15 protein-coding genes and 4 tRNA genes are annotated in these 14,573 nt (G+C 71.0%); 7 read left to right on the top strand and 12 right to left on the bottom strand.

Features of this window, described 5'->3' with window-relative positions; all coding sequences use genetic code 11:
• Positions 1-115: 115 nt before the first annotated feature.
• The 3 genes from nusG to ABD339_RS21780 form a co-directional block, all read right to left on the bottom strand.
• Positions 116-1,165 carry a transcription termination/antitermination protein NusG gene (gene nusG / locus ABD339_RS21790; protein WP_344568083.1) on the bottom strand — a complete coding sequence of 350 codons (1,050 nt, stop codon included), beginning with the start codon at positions 1,163-1,165 and terminating at the stop codon, positions 116-118.
• Positions 1,166-1,239: 74 nt separating this feature from the next.
• Positions 1,240-1,521 (bottom strand): preprotein translocase subunit SecE, encoded by a 282-nt coding sequence (secE, locus tag ABD339_RS21785; protein WP_344568082.1) that lies wholly within the window; start codon positions 1,519-1,521, stop codon positions 1,240-1,242.
• 128 nt (positions 1,522-1,649) lie between these two features.
• Positions 1,650-1,722, bottom strand: a tRNA-Trp gene (locus ABD339_RS21780).
• Positions 1,723-1,901: 179 nt separating this feature from the next.
• On the opposite strand from ABD339_RS21780, the gene ABD339_RS21775 reads away from it, so the two are divergent.
• Together ABD339_RS21775 and ABD339_RS21770 are read left to right on the top strand one after the other, a co-directional pair.
• Positions 1,902-3,137, top strand: a complete 1,236-nt coding sequence (locus ABD339_RS21775; RefSeq protein ID WP_344568081.1) for a pyridoxal phosphate-dependent aminotransferase — start codon at positions 1,902-1,904, stop codon at positions 3,135-3,137.
• A 179-nt stretch (positions 3,138-3,316) separates the two neighbouring features.
• Positions 3,317-4,354: an adenosine deaminase gene (locus ABD339_RS21770; RefSeq protein ID WP_344568080.1), complete on the top strand. Its 1,038-nt coding sequence runs from the start codon at positions 3,317-3,319 to the stop codon at positions 4,352-4,354.
• Between the two features lie 119 nt (positions 4,355-4,473).
• On the opposite strand, the gene ABD339_RS21765 is transcribed toward ABD339_RS21770, so the two are convergent.
• The 6 genes from ABD339_RS21765 to ABD339_RS21740 form a co-directional block, all read right to left on the bottom strand.
• Positions 4,474-5,616 carry a UDP-N-acetylmuramate dehydrogenase gene (locus ABD339_RS21765; RefSeq protein WP_344568079.1) on the bottom strand — a complete coding sequence of 381 codons (1,143 nt, stop codon included), beginning with the start codon at positions 5,614-5,616 and terminating at the stop codon, positions 4,474-4,476.
• Between the two features lie 181 nt (positions 5,617-5,797).
• Entirely contained in the window at positions 5,798-6,232 is a 435-nt protein-coding gene (locus ABD339_RS21760) for a MaoC family dehydratase (protein WP_344568078.1), read from the bottom strand.
• A 5-nt stretch (positions 6,233-6,237) separates the two neighbouring features.
• A complete protein-coding gene (locus ABD339_RS21755; protein ID WP_344568077.1) occupies positions 6,238-6,690 on the bottom strand; it encodes an FAS1-like dehydratase domain-containing protein in 453 nt (150 codons plus the stop codon).
• A gap of 183 nt (positions 6,691-6,873) precedes the next feature.
• Positions 6,874-7,038, bottom strand: a complete 165-nt coding sequence (gene rpmG / locus ABD339_RS21750; protein ID WP_344568076.1) for a 50S ribosomal protein L33 — start codon at positions 7,036-7,038, stop codon at positions 6,874-6,876.
• A 90-nt stretch (positions 7,039-7,128) separates the two neighbouring features.
• Positions 7,129-7,201 (bottom strand) — tRNA-Met (locus ABD339_RS21745).
• A gap of 39 nt (positions 7,202-7,240) precedes the next feature.
• A tRNA-Thr gene (locus ABD339_RS21740) sits at positions 7,241-7,313 on the bottom strand.
• A gap of 274 nt (positions 7,314-7,587) precedes the next feature.
• On the opposite strand from ABD339_RS21740, the gene ABD339_RS21735 reads away from it, so the two are divergent.
• From ABD339_RS21735 to ABD339_RS21725, 3 genes are all read left to right on the top strand, one after another.
• Positions 7,588-9,003: an amidohydrolase family protein gene (locus tag ABD339_RS21735; protein ID WP_425576053.1), complete on the top strand. Its 1,416-nt coding sequence runs from the start codon at positions 7,588-7,590 to the stop codon at positions 9,001-9,003.
• A gap of 41 nt (positions 9,004-9,044) precedes the next feature.
• Positions 9,045-9,713 (top strand): NAD(P)H-binding protein, encoded by a 669-nt coding sequence (locus ABD339_RS21730; RefSeq protein ID WP_344568074.1) that lies wholly within the window; start codon positions 9,045-9,047, stop codon positions 9,711-9,713.
• An 858-nt stretch (positions 9,714-10,571) separates the two neighbouring features.
• A complete protein-coding gene (locus ABD339_RS21725; protein ID WP_344568073.1) occupies positions 10,572-10,820 on the top strand; it encodes a hypothetical protein in 249 nt (82 codons plus the stop codon).
• Positions 10,821-11,923: 1,103 nt separating this feature from the next.
• Here the strand turns inward: ABD339_RS21725 and ABD339_RS21720 are convergent.
• A tRNA-Tyr gene (locus ABD339_RS21720) sits at positions 11,924-12,005 on the bottom strand.
• Positions 12,006-12,213: 208 nt separating this feature from the next.
• Here ABD339_RS21720 and ABD339_RS21715 point away from each other — a divergent pair.
• Both ABD339_RS21715 and ABD339_RS21710 read left to right on the top strand, forming a co-directional pair.
• On the top strand, positions 12,214-12,702 hold the full coding sequence (locus ABD339_RS21715) for a YajQ family cyclic di-GMP-binding protein (RefSeq protein WP_326688619.1): 489 nt from the start codon (positions 12,214-12,216) through the stop codon (positions 12,700-12,702).
• 204 nt (positions 12,703-12,906) lie between these two features.
• Positions 12,907-13,050 carry a hypothetical protein gene (locus tag ABD339_RS21710; RefSeq protein ID WP_344568072.1) on the top strand — a complete coding sequence of 48 codons (144 nt, stop codon included), beginning with the start codon at positions 12,907-12,909 and terminating at the stop codon, positions 13,048-13,050.
• 42 nt (positions 13,051-13,092) lie between these two features.
• On the opposite strand, the gene ABD339_RS21705 is transcribed toward ABD339_RS21710, so the two are convergent.
• Together ABD339_RS21705 and htpX are read right to left on the bottom strand one after the other, a co-directional pair.
• The gene (locus tag ABD339_RS21705; RefSeq protein WP_344568071.1) at positions 13,093-13,497 is read right to left on the bottom strand and encodes a YccF domain-containing protein; all 405 of its coding nucleotides are present in this window, start codon (positions 13,495-13,497) and stop codon (positions 13,093-13,095) included.
• Positions 13,494-14,357 carry a zinc metalloprotease HtpX gene (gene htpX, locus ABD339_RS21700; RefSeq protein WP_344568070.1) on the bottom strand — a complete coding sequence of 288 codons (864 nt, stop codon included), beginning with the start codon at positions 14,355-14,357 and terminating at the stop codon, positions 13,494-13,496. Before htpX ends, ABD339_RS21705 begins: the two co-directional genes overlap by 4 nt.
• Positions 14,358-14,573 lie beyond the last annotated feature (216 nt).

Here is a 14,573-nt window from a genome sequence, read left to right as displayed (position 1 = left end):
CGTGCGGCTTGAAACCGAGCAGGTCAGGAAGGCTGCGAGAGCCTTCCTGACCTGCTCGGAAGCTGTGGTGTGACCCTGGACTCAGCCCTTCGGGCTCAGTCCTTCTGAAGCGGGCTCAGTTCTTCTGGATCTGGTCGAAGCTCAGCTCGACCGGGGTCTCGCGGCCGAAGATCTCGACGAGGCCCTTGACCTTCTTCGAGTCGGCGTTGATCTCGTTGATCGTCGCCTGGAGGGTGGCGAAGGGGCCGTCGGTGACGGTGACCGAGTCGCCGACCTCGAAGTCGAGCACCTGGACCTCGACCTTGCGGCCGGGCCCGCCCGCGGGCTTGCCCTCCTCGTCGGCCGCGGCGGCCTTGGCGGCCTTCTCCTCGGCCTCCGGCGCGAGCATCTTGACGATCTCGTCCAGGGTCAGCGGGTACGGGTCGTAGGCGTTGCCGACGAAGCCGGTGACACCCGGGGTGTTGCGGACGACGCCCCAGGACTCGTTGGTCAGGTCCATCCGCACCAGGACGTAGCCGGGCAGCTTGTTCTGGCGGACGGTGCGGCGGTCGCCGTTCTTGATCTGGACGACCTCTTCCTGCGGCACCTCGGCCTGGAAGATGAAGTCCTCGACGTTGAGCGAGACGGCGCGCTGTTCAAGGTTGGTCTTCACGCGGTTCTCGTAGCCCGCGTAGGTGTGGATGACGTACCACTCGCCGGGCAGGAAGCGCAGTTCCTCGCGGAGCTGGGCGACCGGATCGACCGGCGCCTCATCCTCGGCGGACTCGGCGGTCCCGGCGTCCTCCGCGGCTTCCCCGGCCTCGCCGTCAACGGCCTCCGGGGCCTCGCCCGCTTCGGCGGCCTCATCGGCCAGGGCGTCCTCGGCCGCTTCGGCGGCGGCCTCATCGGCGCCCTCCACGCCCTCGACGTCCTCGGTCAGGGTGCCGGCGGCTTCGTCGTCCACAGTGCCCTGGCCGCTCTCGGCGTTCCGGGCCTGCGCGTCCTCCGCGGTCTCGGCGACAGCGCCGGTCTCGACGCCCATGGCCGCTTCCTCGGCGGGCACGCCCGCGGCGGCGTCAGCGGCTTCGGCCTGGTCGACGCTGCTGTCCGCCGCCTCGACGATGTCACGCGCCGTGTCGTCACCCTCTTCGGGCTTGACGGCGTCGTTCAGGTTCGGCTCAGACACGGTGGCTGCTTCTTCCTGGCTTCAAGGGGTCGTACATGCGGAAAGCCCCGCGAGCGGGGCACTCCGCGGGAGGGTCAGCTGAAGATGTACTTCATTGCTTCTGACAACCCATAGTCAATCACGAACACCAAAGCGATGATGATGACGACAAAGACGATCACCACGGAGGTGTACGTGGAGAGCTGCTGCCGAGTCGGCCAGACAACCTTGCGAAGCTCCGCGACGATCTGGCGGTAGAAAAGCGCGAGACGAGCCATTGGCCCCTTCTTCGCCCGCTTTCCGCCCTTACGAGGCTTCTTGCCCTCGGACGACCCTCCGGGCTCAGGGACCTCGGTGGTGTCCGTGATCTCCGTCACTCGTCCTCACCTGATCCGGGTCGTGGCCCTGCGGCGTCCGGCCCGGCCGCACGGCGGTGCAATTCAGTGCATTTCAGAACGTACGCAAAGGTGCCTGCACAAACACGCACCCAGCGAGGTATGTGTAGCAGGGCCGGAGGGACTCGAACCCCCAACCGCTGGTTTTGGAGACCAGTGCTCTACCAATTGAGCTACGACCCTTTGTCGTTCCTTCAACCTACCGCATACAGGCGGTCGCATGGAGTGCGCGCTCTGAGTGACGAATGAAGGCCAACGACGTGTGAGTGTACGTGCTCCACGGGCGGGCGTCGAACAGGATGCTGCGGTGCCGCGCGCGAACCCCGGTGCCCCGGGGCCCGGGGGTCTGGGAACATGCGTGTATGACCGCTGCGACTCCCTCTGCACACTCCCCTTCCGAGCGACGTCTGTCGGCCCGCATCAGCGCGATCTCCGAGTCCGCGACGCTGGCCGTGGACGCCAAGGCCAAGGCGCTCAAGGCCGCCGGGCGCCCCGTGATCGGGTTCGGAGCCGGCGAGCCCGACTTCCCGACGCCCGATTACATCGTCGAGGCCGCCGTCGCCGCCGCGCGTGACCCGAAGAACCACAGGTACTCCCCGGCAGGCGGACTGCCCGAACTGAAGTCCGCCATCGCCGCGAAGACGCTGCGGGATTCCGGATACGAGGTCGAGGCGTCCCAGGTGCTCGTCACCAACGGCGGCAAGCAGGCCATCTACGAGGCGTTCGCCGCGCTGCTCGACCCGGGCGACGAGGTCATCGTCCCGGCGCCGTACTGGACCACCTACCCCGAGTCGATCCGGCTGGCCGGCGGGACCCCCGTGCCCGTCGTCGCGGACGAGACGACCGGATACCGGCTGACGGTCGAGCAGTTGGAGGCCGCGCGCACGGACCGCACCAAGGTGCTGGTCTTCGTCTCCCCCTCCAACCCGACCGGCGCCGTCTACCCGCGTGAGCAGGTCGAGGAGATCGGCCGCTGGGCCGTCGAGCACGGGCTGTGGGTGCTCACCGACGAGATCTACGAGCACCTGGTGTACGGGGGCGCCGAGTTCACCTCGATGCCGGCCGTGGTGCCCGAGCTGCGCGAGAGGTGCGTGGTCGTCAACGGTGTGGCGAAGACGTACGCCATGACCGGCTGGCGCGTGGGCTGGATCCTGGGCCCGCAGGATGTGATCAAGGCCGCGGCCAACCTCCAGTCGCACGCCACCTCCAACGTCAGCAACGTCTCCCAGGTCGCGGCGCTGGCCGCCGTCTCCGGGGACCTGGAGGCGGTCGCCACGATGCGCGAGGCGTTCGACCGGCGGCGGCGCACCATCGTCCGGATGCTCAACGAGATCGACGGGGTGCTCTGCCCCGAGCCCGAGGGCGCCTTCTACGCCTACCCCTCGGTCAAGGCCCTGCTGGGCAAGGAGATCCGGGGCAAGCGGCCCGCCACCAGCGTGGAGCTGGCCGCGCTCATCCTGGAGGAGGTCGAGGTCGCGGTCGTCCCGGGCGAGGCGTTCGGCACTCCCGGATACCTGCGGCTCTCCTACGCGCTGGGCGACGAGGACCTGGTGGAGGGCGTCTCGCGCATCCAGAAGCTGCTGGCCGAAGCGAACTAGCCGAGGCGAACCAGCGGCAGCGGCGGCGCGGGTGGGGGCCACAGCGGAGGCACTCCGTCCCCTGCCTGCCCTTCCCGCGAGCGGGTCCGGAGACATCTCCGGGCCCGCTCTTGCTTTCGGGCCTCCCTCTTGCGGGTACCCGTTACCTCTTCGCCACCCGGATACGGCAGGATCTTGGGATGTTGCACTCTTCCTCAGAGCGGGATCTGCGGACGCTGCCGAAGGCCCATCTGCATCTGCACTTCACGGGTTCGATGCGCTCGGGGACCCTCCTCGAACTGGCCGACAAGTACGGCGTCCACCTGCCCGAGGCGCTGAGCGGGGGCGAGCCTCCGCAACTGCGCGCGACCGACGAGCGCGGCTGGTTCCGCTTCCAGCGGCTGTACGACATCGCGCGCTCGTGTCTGCGCGAGCCCGAGGACATCCAGCGACTGGTGCGCGAGGCCGCCGAGGAGGACGTCAGCGACGGCTCGCGCTGGCTGGAGATCCAGGTCGATCCCACCTCGTACGCGCCCCGGCTGGGCGGGCTCTCGCCCGCGCTGGAGATCATCCTGGACGCGGTGGAGACCGCGTCCCGCGAGACCGGCCTGGGCATGCGAGTGGTGGTGGCGGCGAACCGGATGAAGCACCCGCTGGACGCCCGTACGCTGGCGCGGCTCGCGGTGCGCTACCGGGACCGGGGCATCGTCGGCTTCGGCCTGTCCAACGACGAACGCCGGGGCTTCGCACGCGACTTCGACCGGGCGTTCGCCATCGCGCGGGAGGGCGGCCTGCTCGCCGCGCCGCACGGCGGCGAGCTGTCGGGGCCGTACAGCGTGCGCGACTGCCTGGATGATCTGCGGGCCGACCGGGTGGGGCACGGGGTGCGCGCCGCGGAGGACCCGTGGCTGCTGGAGCGGCTGGCCGAGCGGGGCGTCACCTGCGAGGTGTGCCCGGCCTCCAATGTGGCGCTGGGCGTCTACGAGAAACCCGAGGACGTGCCGCTGCGTTCCCTGTGGAACGCCGGGGTGCCGATGGCCCTGGGCGCGGACGACCCACTGCTGTTCGGCTCGCGGCTGGTGGCGCAGTACGAGATCGTGCGGACGGCGCACGGGTTCTCGGACGAGGAACTGGCCGAGCTGGCCCGCCAGTCGGTGCGCGGCGCCTCGATGCCCGCGGACGTGCGGGCCGGGATACTGGCCGACATCGACGCCTGGGCGACGGCGGTTCCGGCCTGACCCGGACTGACCCGGACTGGCCGGGAGTCGGCCCGGACCGGACGGGTCGGCTCCGGGCGTCACTTCCCCGTCCCCCCGTCGCCGCTCCCTGTCGGCCCGTACCGCGCCCCGCTGCCCCGCTACAGCGCGCAGCCGACCGTCACCGGCTCGTTGTGCAAGGTGACGCCGAACGCCGCCTCGACCCCGTCGCGCACCTCGCGGGCCAGGGCCAGCAGGTCGGCGGTGGTCGCCGTGCCCCGGTTGGTGAGGGCCAGCGTGTGCTTGGTGGAGATACGGGCGGGGCCGGTGCCGTACCCCTTGGTGAAGCCGGCCTTGTCGATGAGCCAGGCGGCGGACGTCTTGGTGCGGCCCTCCCCCGCGGAGAAGGCGGGCGGGGCGACATCCGGCCCGAGGCGCTCGCGCACCCGTGCGACGAAGGCGGCGAACTCTGCCTCGTCCAGGACCGGGTTGGTGAAGAACGACCCCGCCGACCAGGTGTCATGGTCCGCCGGGTCCAGGACCATGCCCTTGCCCGCGCGGAGCTTGAGCACCGTCTCGCGCGCGAGGGCCACGGGCACCCGGTCGCCGGTCTCCACCCCGAGGACGCGGGCCGTCTCGGCGTACTTCAGCGGCGCGGAGAGGCCGCCGGCGTCCTCCAGCGCGAAGCGCACCCGCAGGACGACGTGGCGCTCGGGGTCGGCCTTGAAGCGGCTGTGCCGGTAGGAGAAGCCGCACTCCGCATTCGGGATCGTGACCGTCTCTCGGGCGTGGCGGTCGTAGGCGACGACCTCGGTGAGGGTGCTGGAGATCTCCTGGCCGTAGGCGCCCACGTTCTGGATCGGGGTCGCCCCGGCCGAGCCCGGGATGCCCGCCAGGCACTCGATGCCGCCCAGGCCCGCCTCGACGGTGCGGGCCACGGCCCGGGACCAGTTCTCCCCGGCTGCCAGCTCCAGGCAGCCGCCCGAGAGCGAGAAACCGCTGGTCGCGATGCGCAGCACCGTGCCCGGGAAGCCCTCGTCGGCGATGACGAGGTTGCTGCCGCCCGCGACGATCAGCAGAGGCGTTCCGCTGTCGTCGGCCTCGCGGACCGCCTCGATCACCTCGTCGTCGGTGGTCGCCGTGATCAGGCGGGTGGCGGGCCCGCCCAGGCGCAGCGTCGTGAAGGACGCGAGCGCGAGCGGCGCGTGCGCCGGGGAGGCCGGAGAGCCCGGGGAGGCCGGGAAGGCGGCGCCGGAATGCCCGGAGCCCGCGGGGTCAGTGGGGTCAGCGTGAAGTTCCTGCACGTGCTCAAGGGTACGAGAGGGGGCGCGTACGGCCCGGATCGGTACGCCCCGGCCGGGCGCGGGCGGCGTGGCGGCCTGTCGGAGCCTGCGGGCGCTCGGGGCTCAGAACTTCCCCGGAACTTCAGACTTCCCCAGAGCTTCAGGACTTCAGAGCTTCAGGGATCCAGGCCGCTCGGACCGCTCAGGCGAGCTTGACCACGGCGCGGGACATGCCGAGCACCTTCTGGCCCGCGCTGGTGACCGTGAGATCGACCTGGACCGTGCGGGCCTCGTCATCCAGCTTGGCCGCGACCTTCGCCGCCACCTCGATGAGCGCGCCCTGTCCGTCGTCAGGCACGACGACCGGCTTGGTGAAGCGCACGGAGTAGTCCACGAGCGCGCCCGGGTCACCGGTCCAGTCGGTGACGGCTCGCGCGGCCTCGGCCATGGTGAACATGCCGTGCGCGATGACGTCGGGGAGCCCGACCTCCTTGGCGAAGCGCTCGTTCCAGTGAATGGGGTTGAAGTCCCCCGAGGCACCGGCGTAGCGCACGAGCCTGTCGCGGTCCACGGGGAAGGTGCGGACGGGCAGTTCGGTACCGGCCTCGACCTCGGCGTAGGCGACCTTGGCTGTCATCGACGTCACTCCCCTTCCACCGCGCGCGCCACCAGCTTGGTGTGCACGGTCACCACCGGACTGCCTTCCGCGTCGGTCACCTCGCCGCGGATCTCCAGCACCTCGTTGCCCGCCAGGGACTTGATCGACTCGATCGTGGAGGTGACCGAGAGCAGGTCACCGGCCATGACCGGACGCGTGTACGCGAACTTCTGGTCCCTGTGCACCACGCGCGCGTAATCCAGCCCCAGCTTCGGGTCGCGCACCACGCGCTGAGCCTCGTCGAAGCTGATGGAGAAGACGAACGTCGGCGGCGCGATCACCTCGGCGTGGCCCAGCGCCCTGGCGGCCTCGGGGTCGGTGTAGGCGGGATGGGTGTCACCGATGGCCTCCGCGAACTCGCGGATCTTCTCCCTGCCGACCTCGTAGGGACGGCTGGGCGGATACGTCCTCCCGACGAAGGACTGGTCGAGTGCCATCGGCGGCGCCTCCTGCGGCAAGGGTGGGTGTAGGCGAGGGCGGGACGAACAGGCGACCGGCCCGCGGGCCCCGCCCCGGCACCCGGGAGCCCTCCGCGCGCTGCGGGAGGGCTGCGAGGTCCGGGCGCCGACACAACACGAGGCCGACCCCGGCTGGCGGGGACGGCCTCGGAGCGAGACGGTTCAGCGAGTCTCGCGGTGCACGGTGTGCTTGTTGTCGCGCGGACAGAACTTGCTCATCTCAAGCCTGTCCGGGTTGTTACGCCGGTTCTTCTTCGTGATGTAGTTCCGCTCCTTGCACTCCACGCAGGCCAGCGTGATCTTCGGGCGGACGTCTGTGGCAGCCACGTGAGTGCTCCTTGACGAACGGACGGGTTTAAACACAGAAAGAGTAGCCGATCGGAGGACCGACCCCACAACCGGCTACTGTCGGTGAAGTAGCGGTGACCGGACTTGAACCGGTGACACAGCGATTATGAGCCGCTTGCTCTACCGACTGAGCTACACCGCCACGATGCGGTGATCTCCCGCGGAAGATCTCTCACATCAGAGCCCCAAAACGGAATCGAACCGTTGACCTTCTCCTTACCATGGAGACGCTCTGCCGACTGAGCTATTGGGGCGAGCGATGAAGACATTACACGCCTGGCCGCCAAACGTGAAATCCGTATTGGCCCCGCCCGCGTCCCCGCCCGGCCCCCGTCCCAACAGGCCCTGGCGCTACACCGATACGGCCCGGGGCGCCGCGCCGGCACGGGGGTGAGCGGCGCGCCGATACGGCCCCGCGCGGCCTGCCGATACGGGCTCGGGCACCACGCCGGTACGACTATTCGTCTCCTCCCCGCCGCCGCTCACCGGGCGTCCTACTCTCATCTCCACATGCGACGTGGGAGCAAGATGACCGACGATGAGCCGCAGGAACCGGGGAATTCCGGGCGGGAATTCCGCGACGCCGCTGCCCCGCATCCCTCACACCCCCCTCACTCGCTCGTCCTGTGCGGCGCCCGCCTCGTGGACGGCCGCACGGTCGACGTCCGGCTGGTGGCCGACCGCATCGAGGCCGTCGGCACGGCGGGCAGCCTGGGCCCGGCACAGGACTGCGGCACACGGGTCGATCTGTCCGGATACCTGTTGCTTCCGGCCCCCGCCGAGCCGCACGCGCACTACGACACCGCACTGACCGCCGACCCCCCGCCCGAGCCCACAGGGCGCGACTCTCACCACGCCCAAGGCGCGCACGGCAGTCACAACGGGCACGACGCGCCCCCCGTACGGAGCACGGCCCGGGGGCGGAGCACCGCCGGGGGGCGGGGCGCGGGCCAGGGGCGGGATACGGACGCCTGCGGGGAGGACGTCCAGCGGCGCACCACCGAGGCCGCGCTGCTCCAGCTCGGGCAGGGGGCCACCGCGCTGCGCACCCATGTGCACATCGGCGGCGTCGCCGGGCTGCGCTCGCTGGAGGCGGTGCTCCAGGCACGCAGATCGCTGCGCGGGCTGGTGGACCTGAGCGCGGTGGCCGTGCCCCGGCTGCTGACCGGAGCGGGCGGCGCCGAGGAGCTGGCCATGCTGCGGGACGCGCTGAAGATGGGCGCGAGCGCCGTCGGCGGCTGCCCCGATCTGGACCCGGACCCCGGCGGCTACGTCGAGGCCGTGCTGGAGGTCGCGGCCGAGCACGGCTGCCATGTCGATCTGCACACCGACGGGAGCGATCCCGCGCGGCTGACGCGGCTCGCCTCGGCGGCCGGCGGACTGCGGCCCGGGGTCTCGATCGGACCGTGCGCCGGGCTGGCGCGGCTGCCGCACCAGGTGGCACTGCGTACGGCCGACCAGCTCGCCGCCGCCGGGGTCACCGTCGTCTGCCTGCCGCAGGGCAACTGCGGCATGCTGGAGCGCCCCTCCCCCGCCTCGCCCTCCCGGGTGGCGCCCGCGCGGGTGCTGGCGGCGGCCGGGGTCGCGGTGGCGGCCGGCAGCGGGGCGCTGCGCGACGCCGCCAACCAGGTCGGCCGGGGCGACCCGCTGGAGGCCGCCTACCTGCTGGCCTCCCACGGCGAGGCCCGGCCCGAGAGCGCGTACGACGCGGTCAGCACGCGGGCCCGGGCCGCGATGGGGCTGCCCGAGGTCCGCGTCGAGGCGGGCTTCCCCGCCGAGTTGCTCGCGGTGCGCGGCTCGCGGCTGGCCGGTGCGCTCTCGCTCGCCTACAGCCGCATCGTGGTGCACCGCGGCCGGGTGGTGGCCCGTACGAGCGCGGTGCGCGAATACTGCGACCTGGCGGCGGCGCCCGAACTCGGGCTGCCGCGTCAGTCCCAGGGGTGAGGTCCCCGGCCCGGTGACCCGGTGGGCGTACGGTCGGGGGTATGCGCACAGTTATCGCTGGTGGACACGGTCAGATCGCGCTGCGGCTGGAGCGGCTGCTCGCCGGGCGCGGGGACGAGGTGGCGGGTATCGTCCGCCGCCCCGAGCAGGCGAGTGACCTGCTGGGGGCGGGCGCCGAACCCGTCGTGTGCGACCTCGAGTCGGCGACGGCCGACGAGGTCGCCCGGCACCTGGAGGGCGCCGACGCCGCGGTCTTCGCGGCGGGCGCGGGCCCGGGGAGCGGCAGCGACCGCAAGCAGTCGGTCGACCACGGCTCGGCGGTGCTGTTCGCCGACGCGGCCGAGAACGCCGGCGTACGCCGCTTCCTGATCGTCTCCTCGATGGCCGCCGACGCCTCGCTGTCCGGGACTCCCGAGGGTATGGACCCGGTCTTCGCGGACTACCTGCGCGCCAAGGGCGCCGCCGACGACGACGTACGCTCCCGGGCGGGCCTGGACTGGACGGTGCTGCGCCCCGGCCGCCTGACCGACGGCACCGGGACCGGCCGCGTCCACCTCGCCGAGCGGACCGGGCGAGGCGATGTGACCAGGGACGACGTGGCCGCCGTGCTGGTCGCCCTGCTGGATTCGCCGGGGACTGCGGGGCGGACGCTGGAACTGGTGGGCGGCCGGACGCCGATCCCGGAGGCGATCGCCGCCATCGGCGGGTGAGCCGGCCCGTGAACGCGCCTCCGCCTCCGTGACCCGGCATACCTTCCGTTCCGCACCCGCCGCCTCGGCCACCCCTGCCGTCCTCGCCGCAGCGCTGCGCCCACGGTGCGGCTACGGGCCGCCGACCCCGTCGGCTGCCGGGGCCGCCGCGTTCCCGGCCAGCCACAACGCGTGTTTCGCACACCTGGCCGACGCGCTGCTCGACCAGGCGCCCCGTGCCGCGGTGCGGATGGCCTCCCTGCGCGGGGTGGACGCGGCCCCTCTGGTGCTCGCCGATGTCGATCCGTCAGGGCGCCTGTTCACCGGGACGGTGCGTCTGGACCAGTTACGGCTGGAGGGCAGCTGCGCCTTCGTCCGGGTCCCGCGCCGCGCCGACGGGCGGCGCGGCCGGTACGGGCGGTGGGGGTGGCGGGGACGGCACGGCCGAGACGGGCGCGGGGGTGGTTCGGCCGGCCGGCGCGCTTCACCCAGCGCCGTACGCTCGCCGAGGAACGCACTGGCGCGCGAGCGGCCCGGCCGCGGTCCGGGGCTGGAACGTTGCGGTCTTCGGCGCGGGGCACATGGGGCCGGCCCAACTGGCGCCGCTCCACCGGGCGCTGCGCAAGTCGTTCGAGGACGCCAAGAACGAGCCCGGCGCTGCGGACTTCTCCTAGGCGAGATGGAGAGGCGCCGCCACGACCGCACCGGCACCACCCGCGCCGAACGCGGACTGCTGCACGGCTACTGGCTGCTGTGCGGCTACGGCCTGCGCGCTTCCGGCGCCCTGGGCCGGCTCGCCGCCGCCATGCTCCTCACCCTCGTCCTGCTGATGGCTTCGGCCTGCCCCAGGACACCCCGGAACAGCGGGCGACCGCCACCGTGCCGCCCGGCGGAGGAAGGATCACGGTCGAGCTGGCGAAGAAGGACCCGCACCATCCCACGGGCAACAGGTGCACCGGCGAGCGCTTCGAGAAGTCCCTGGACGTCACCCTCAATTCGGTGGTCTTCCGTTCCGTCGGGCAGGACCTCACCACGGTCGGCACCTCCATCGAGATGACCTCCCGCATTCTGGAACCCGCCCTGCTCGCCCTGACAGTTCTCGCCGTACGCGGACGTGTCAAACGCTGACGCCGCACTTCACCGTTTTACGGTTGCACCGCTGTACGGCTTTACGATTCCACTGCTTCGCCGCTTCACCGCTTTCAGCGCCTCTTGGATCCCTTGCGCTGTGCTGCCGCCTCGGCGAGTTGAGGCTGGGGCGGCTTTCGAAGCACATTTCTCTCCGCCTTGGGGCGACGGAGGGGGGACGATTTCTGCGGGGCGCCCGTACCGGTTTTCCGCGTGCCTTTTCCCCATCCGGGGAGCAAGCCTTTTGCCGAGCGAGTGACTTCTTTCCTCAGCCGGTCGAATGGACCGTCGGAGTCGTACGAGTGCGACGTCCCAATCTCGCTGGGCTCGGGGGTCTGCCCTGCGGAGTCTCTGGAATCCGGGGAGCCCGGGGAGTCCGGCATCTGCCGCGTTTCGATTCCCGGGCGTATCGGAACCGGCCGCGGATTCAAGAAGGCTCCCTGCCCAGGGTGTCCGTCACGGGCCGGAGCGCTGGGAGTCCTCCGCTGATACGTATACGGATCGCTCGGGTACTCCGGGATCGGAGACAGCCCCCGTGGTGCCTTGGAGGCCGCCGCCCACCTCCGCGAGCGAGGGGGCTGAGACCTTCCCCAACTGTCGGGCATCGAGAACTCCAATTTCAGTGCACGCGCGGCCGTCCGAAGTTCACCTTTCAACTCCGGTGCAAGCGCGTGTGGTTGGGATGGCGGGGAGTGACCCCGCATAAGCTGAACCAGCCAGGACCACTACTCCCCGGACAGCCACCCCCTTATGCGGATTGCGACCCGGAGAAAAACGTAGAGCCCGGCGTTCCGGTTCAACGGGCCGAGGGTCCGCCCCGGAGGACACCGCCGAGCCGCGCCCGCGCCACCCGCATGGCCTTCATCACACCGCGCCGCACGCCCGTCACTCGGCACAGCCCGGACAGCCCGGACGCCATACGTCATCACCGTCCGTACTCGGGCGCGGGCGCGGCACCGAGGACCGGCAGGGGGCGGGGGGAGATCAGGGGGTGGGGATGGGACGGAAGCGAGGCGGCGCCTGCCTGTCCGTCCCGGCGGGGAAACAGGAAACGGGCCCCTGACCGGCCGATTGGCTGGTCAGGGGCCCGTTTCGGGTTCCTGTGGCGGCGCCAGGATTCGAACCTGGGAAGGCTGAGCCGGCAGATTTACAGTCTGCTCCCTTTGGCCGCTCGGGCACACCGCCTGGGAATCGCTGCCTGGCACCCCGCCGGGGCGGTGCGCCGTGGCAACGGTGTAAACCATACCCGATGGCCGGGGGTGGTTCGCCACTCGGTTGATCAGCCGCCGCACGGGCCGCGGGGCGGTCGGCCGCACGGTACGGGTGGCTAGGCTTTGCGCACGGCCATCGAGGCCGCTTTCTGCCGGATCTACGTACGAGGAGCCAACTCACCATGGCCGACTCCAGTTTCGACATCGTCTCGAAGGTCGAGCGGCAGGAGGTCGACAACGCCCTGAATCAGGCCGCGAAGGAGATCTCGCAGCGCTATGACTTCAAGGGTGTGGACGCCTCCGTCGCGTGGTCGGGCGAGAAGATCGAGATGCGGGCGAACTCGGAGGAACGGGTCAAGGCCGTGCTCGACATCTTCCAGTCCAAGCTGATCAAACGCGGCATTTCCCTGAAGGCGCTGGACACCGGGGAGCCGCAGGCTTCCGGTAAGGAATACCGCATTTCCTCCTCGCTCCAGGAGGGAATCTCGCAGGACAACGCGAAGAAGGTCGCCAAGGTCATCAGGGACGAGGGCCCCAAGGGCGTCAAGGCGCAGGTGCAGGGCGACGAGCTGCGGGTGACCTCCAAGAGCCGGGACAGTCTCCAGGAGGTCATCACGCTGCTGAAGGGCAAGGACTTCGACTTCGCGCTTCAGTTCGTCAACTACCGCTGAACCGGCTGGGCTTCGCCTGGCACGCGCGGGGATACGGATGCGGTCATGCCTTCCGGGGCGTGGCCGCATTCGTGTGCCGGGAGCCCGTCCGCCAGGGACCCGTCCGCCGGGAGCCTGGCACCCCCGCCGGGGCCCCGGGTGCCGGGAGCGGACCGTGCGGAGTTTCCGGGCGGCGAGGGCCGCTGCCGTCAGGGAGAGGACGAGGTGACGCAGGAGGAGCGGGGTACCTTCGGCCGGCTCTACTACCTGCTGATGGTCGGGCTCGTCATGGAGGAAACGCTCGGCCCCGATACCGAGGTACCGGGGTCGATGCTGGTGGAGGCGATGCGGAGCATCGCCGGGACCTGACGCTCGTGGCGCGCCCGGAGCCTCCCGGGCGGCGGGGAGCCGCTACCAGCGGTAGTGGGGGTAGGCGGCCTGGGCGCCCGTCGGGACGATCTCGCGGCCGAGTGGCATCAGGGAGATCGGGATCATCTTGAAGTGGGCCAGGCCGAAGGGGATGCCGATGATGCTCACGCACAGGGCGACGCCGAGCGTCAGGTGGCCGATGGTGAGCCAGATGCCCGCGAAGATCAGCCAGATCACGTTTCCGGCGCCGGATGCCGCACCGGCTTCACGCCGTTGGACGACGGTTCTGCCGAACGGCCAGAGCGCATAGGAGGCGATGCGGAAGCAGGCCAGGCCCCAGGGGATGGTGATGATCAGGACGCAGCACACCAGCCCGGCGAGGAGATAGCCCAGGGCCATCCACAGACCGGAGAAGATCAGCCAGATGAGGTTGAGGAGGGTCTTCACTCGGTCCAGCCTGCCATCTTCTCCAGGCGCGCGACACGTTCGGTCATCGGGGGATGCGTGGAGAAGAGCTTGGAGAGCCCCTCGCCCCTGCGGAACGGGTTGGCGATCATCATGTGGCTCGCCGTCTCCAGCCGGGGTTCGGGGGGCAGGGGCAACTGCTGGGTGCCGGACTCCAGTTTGCGCAGCGCGGAGGCGAGCGCGCGGGGGTCCCCGGTGAGCTGGGCCCCGGAGGCGTCGGCCTCGTACTCCCGCGAGCGCGAGACGGCGAGTTGGATGAGCGAGGCGGCGACCGGGCCCAGAATCATGATCAGCAGCATGCCGACCAGGCCCGGCCCCTCGTCGTCGTCGGAGCGGCCTATGGGCACCAGCCAGGCGAAGTTGACCAGGAAGAGCACCACGGAGGCGAGGGCTCCGGCGACCGAGGAGATGAGGATGTCGCGGTTGTAGACGTGGCTCAGCTCGTGGCCGATGACGCCGCGCAGCTCCCGTTCGTCCAGCAGGCGCAGGATGCCGTCGGTGCAGCACACCGCGGCGTTACGGGGGTTGCGGCCGGTCGCGAAGGCGTTGGGGGCCTGGGTCGGGGAGAGGTAGAGGCGCGGCATCGGCTGGCGCGCGGCCGTCGAGAGCTCGCGCACGATGCGGTACAGCTCGGGGGCCTCGAACTCGCTCAAGGGGCGGGCGCGCATCGCACGCAGCGCGAGCTTGTCGCTGTTCCAGTACGCGTACGCGTTGGTGCCCAGCGCGACGGCCAAGGCGATGACGAGGCCCGTCGTGCCGAAGAAGCTCCCGATGACGAGGATGAGAGCGGACAGCCCCCCGAGGAGCAGGGCCGTCCTCAGCCCGTTGTGCCGGCGGTGCACGGTACGCCCTCCAGGTGGTGCGGCGGGGAATCCCGAGCAGGGTGGTCCTTCCACTCTCCAGGTGGCCCCTTCCAGTGGACCCTCCCTGGCTGGTCAACGCATTCCGGACCGGCGCAGTTCCCCCGCCGTACCCGCGTGGGCCAGGCGTGACGAGGCTCGCACCGGGCTGTGACCTGCCCCTGTCATGCCGCCCGCGGCCTGTCGGCTTCCGTCCTG

The sequence above is a fragment of the Streptomyces axinellae genome, from assembly GCF_039532135.1.
GTDB classification, from domain to species: domain Bacteria; phylum Actinomycetota; class Actinomycetes; order Streptomycetales; family Streptomycetaceae; genus Streptomyces; species Streptomyces axinellae.
The sequence above is the reverse complement of the archived record's forward strand: the minus strand, read 5'-3'. Positions and strand labels throughout refer to the sequence as shown.

Coding starts and splice junctions, on each gene's coding strand:
- ABD339_RS21770 (WP_344568080.1), top strand. CDS start 3,317: ATGTTGCACTCTTCCTCAGAGCGGGATCTGCGGACGCTGCCGAAGGCC.
- ABD339_RS21715 (WP_326688619.1), top strand. CDS start 12,214: ATGGCCGACTCCAGTTTCGACATCGTCTCGAAGGTCGAGCGGCAGGAG.
- ABD339_RS21735 (WP_425576053.1), top strand. CDS start 7,588: ATGACCGACGATGAGCCGCAGGAACCGGGGAATTCCGGGCGGGAATTC.
- ABD339_RS21760 (WP_344568078.1), bottom strand. CDS start 6,232: ATGACAGCCAAGGTCGCCTACGCCGAGGTCGAGGCCGGTACCGAACTG.
- ABD339_RS21775 (WP_344568081.1), top strand. CDS start 1,902: ATGACCGCTGCGACTCCCTCTGCACACTCCCCTTCCGAGCGACGTCTG.
- ABD339_RS21730 (WP_344568074.1), top strand. CDS start 9,045: ATGCGCACAGTTATCGCTGGTGGACACGGTCAGATCGCGCTGCGGCTG.
- ABD339_RS21755 (WP_344568077.1), bottom strand. CDS start 6,690: ATGGCACTCGACCAGTCCTTCGTCGGGAGGACGTATCCGCCCAGCCGT.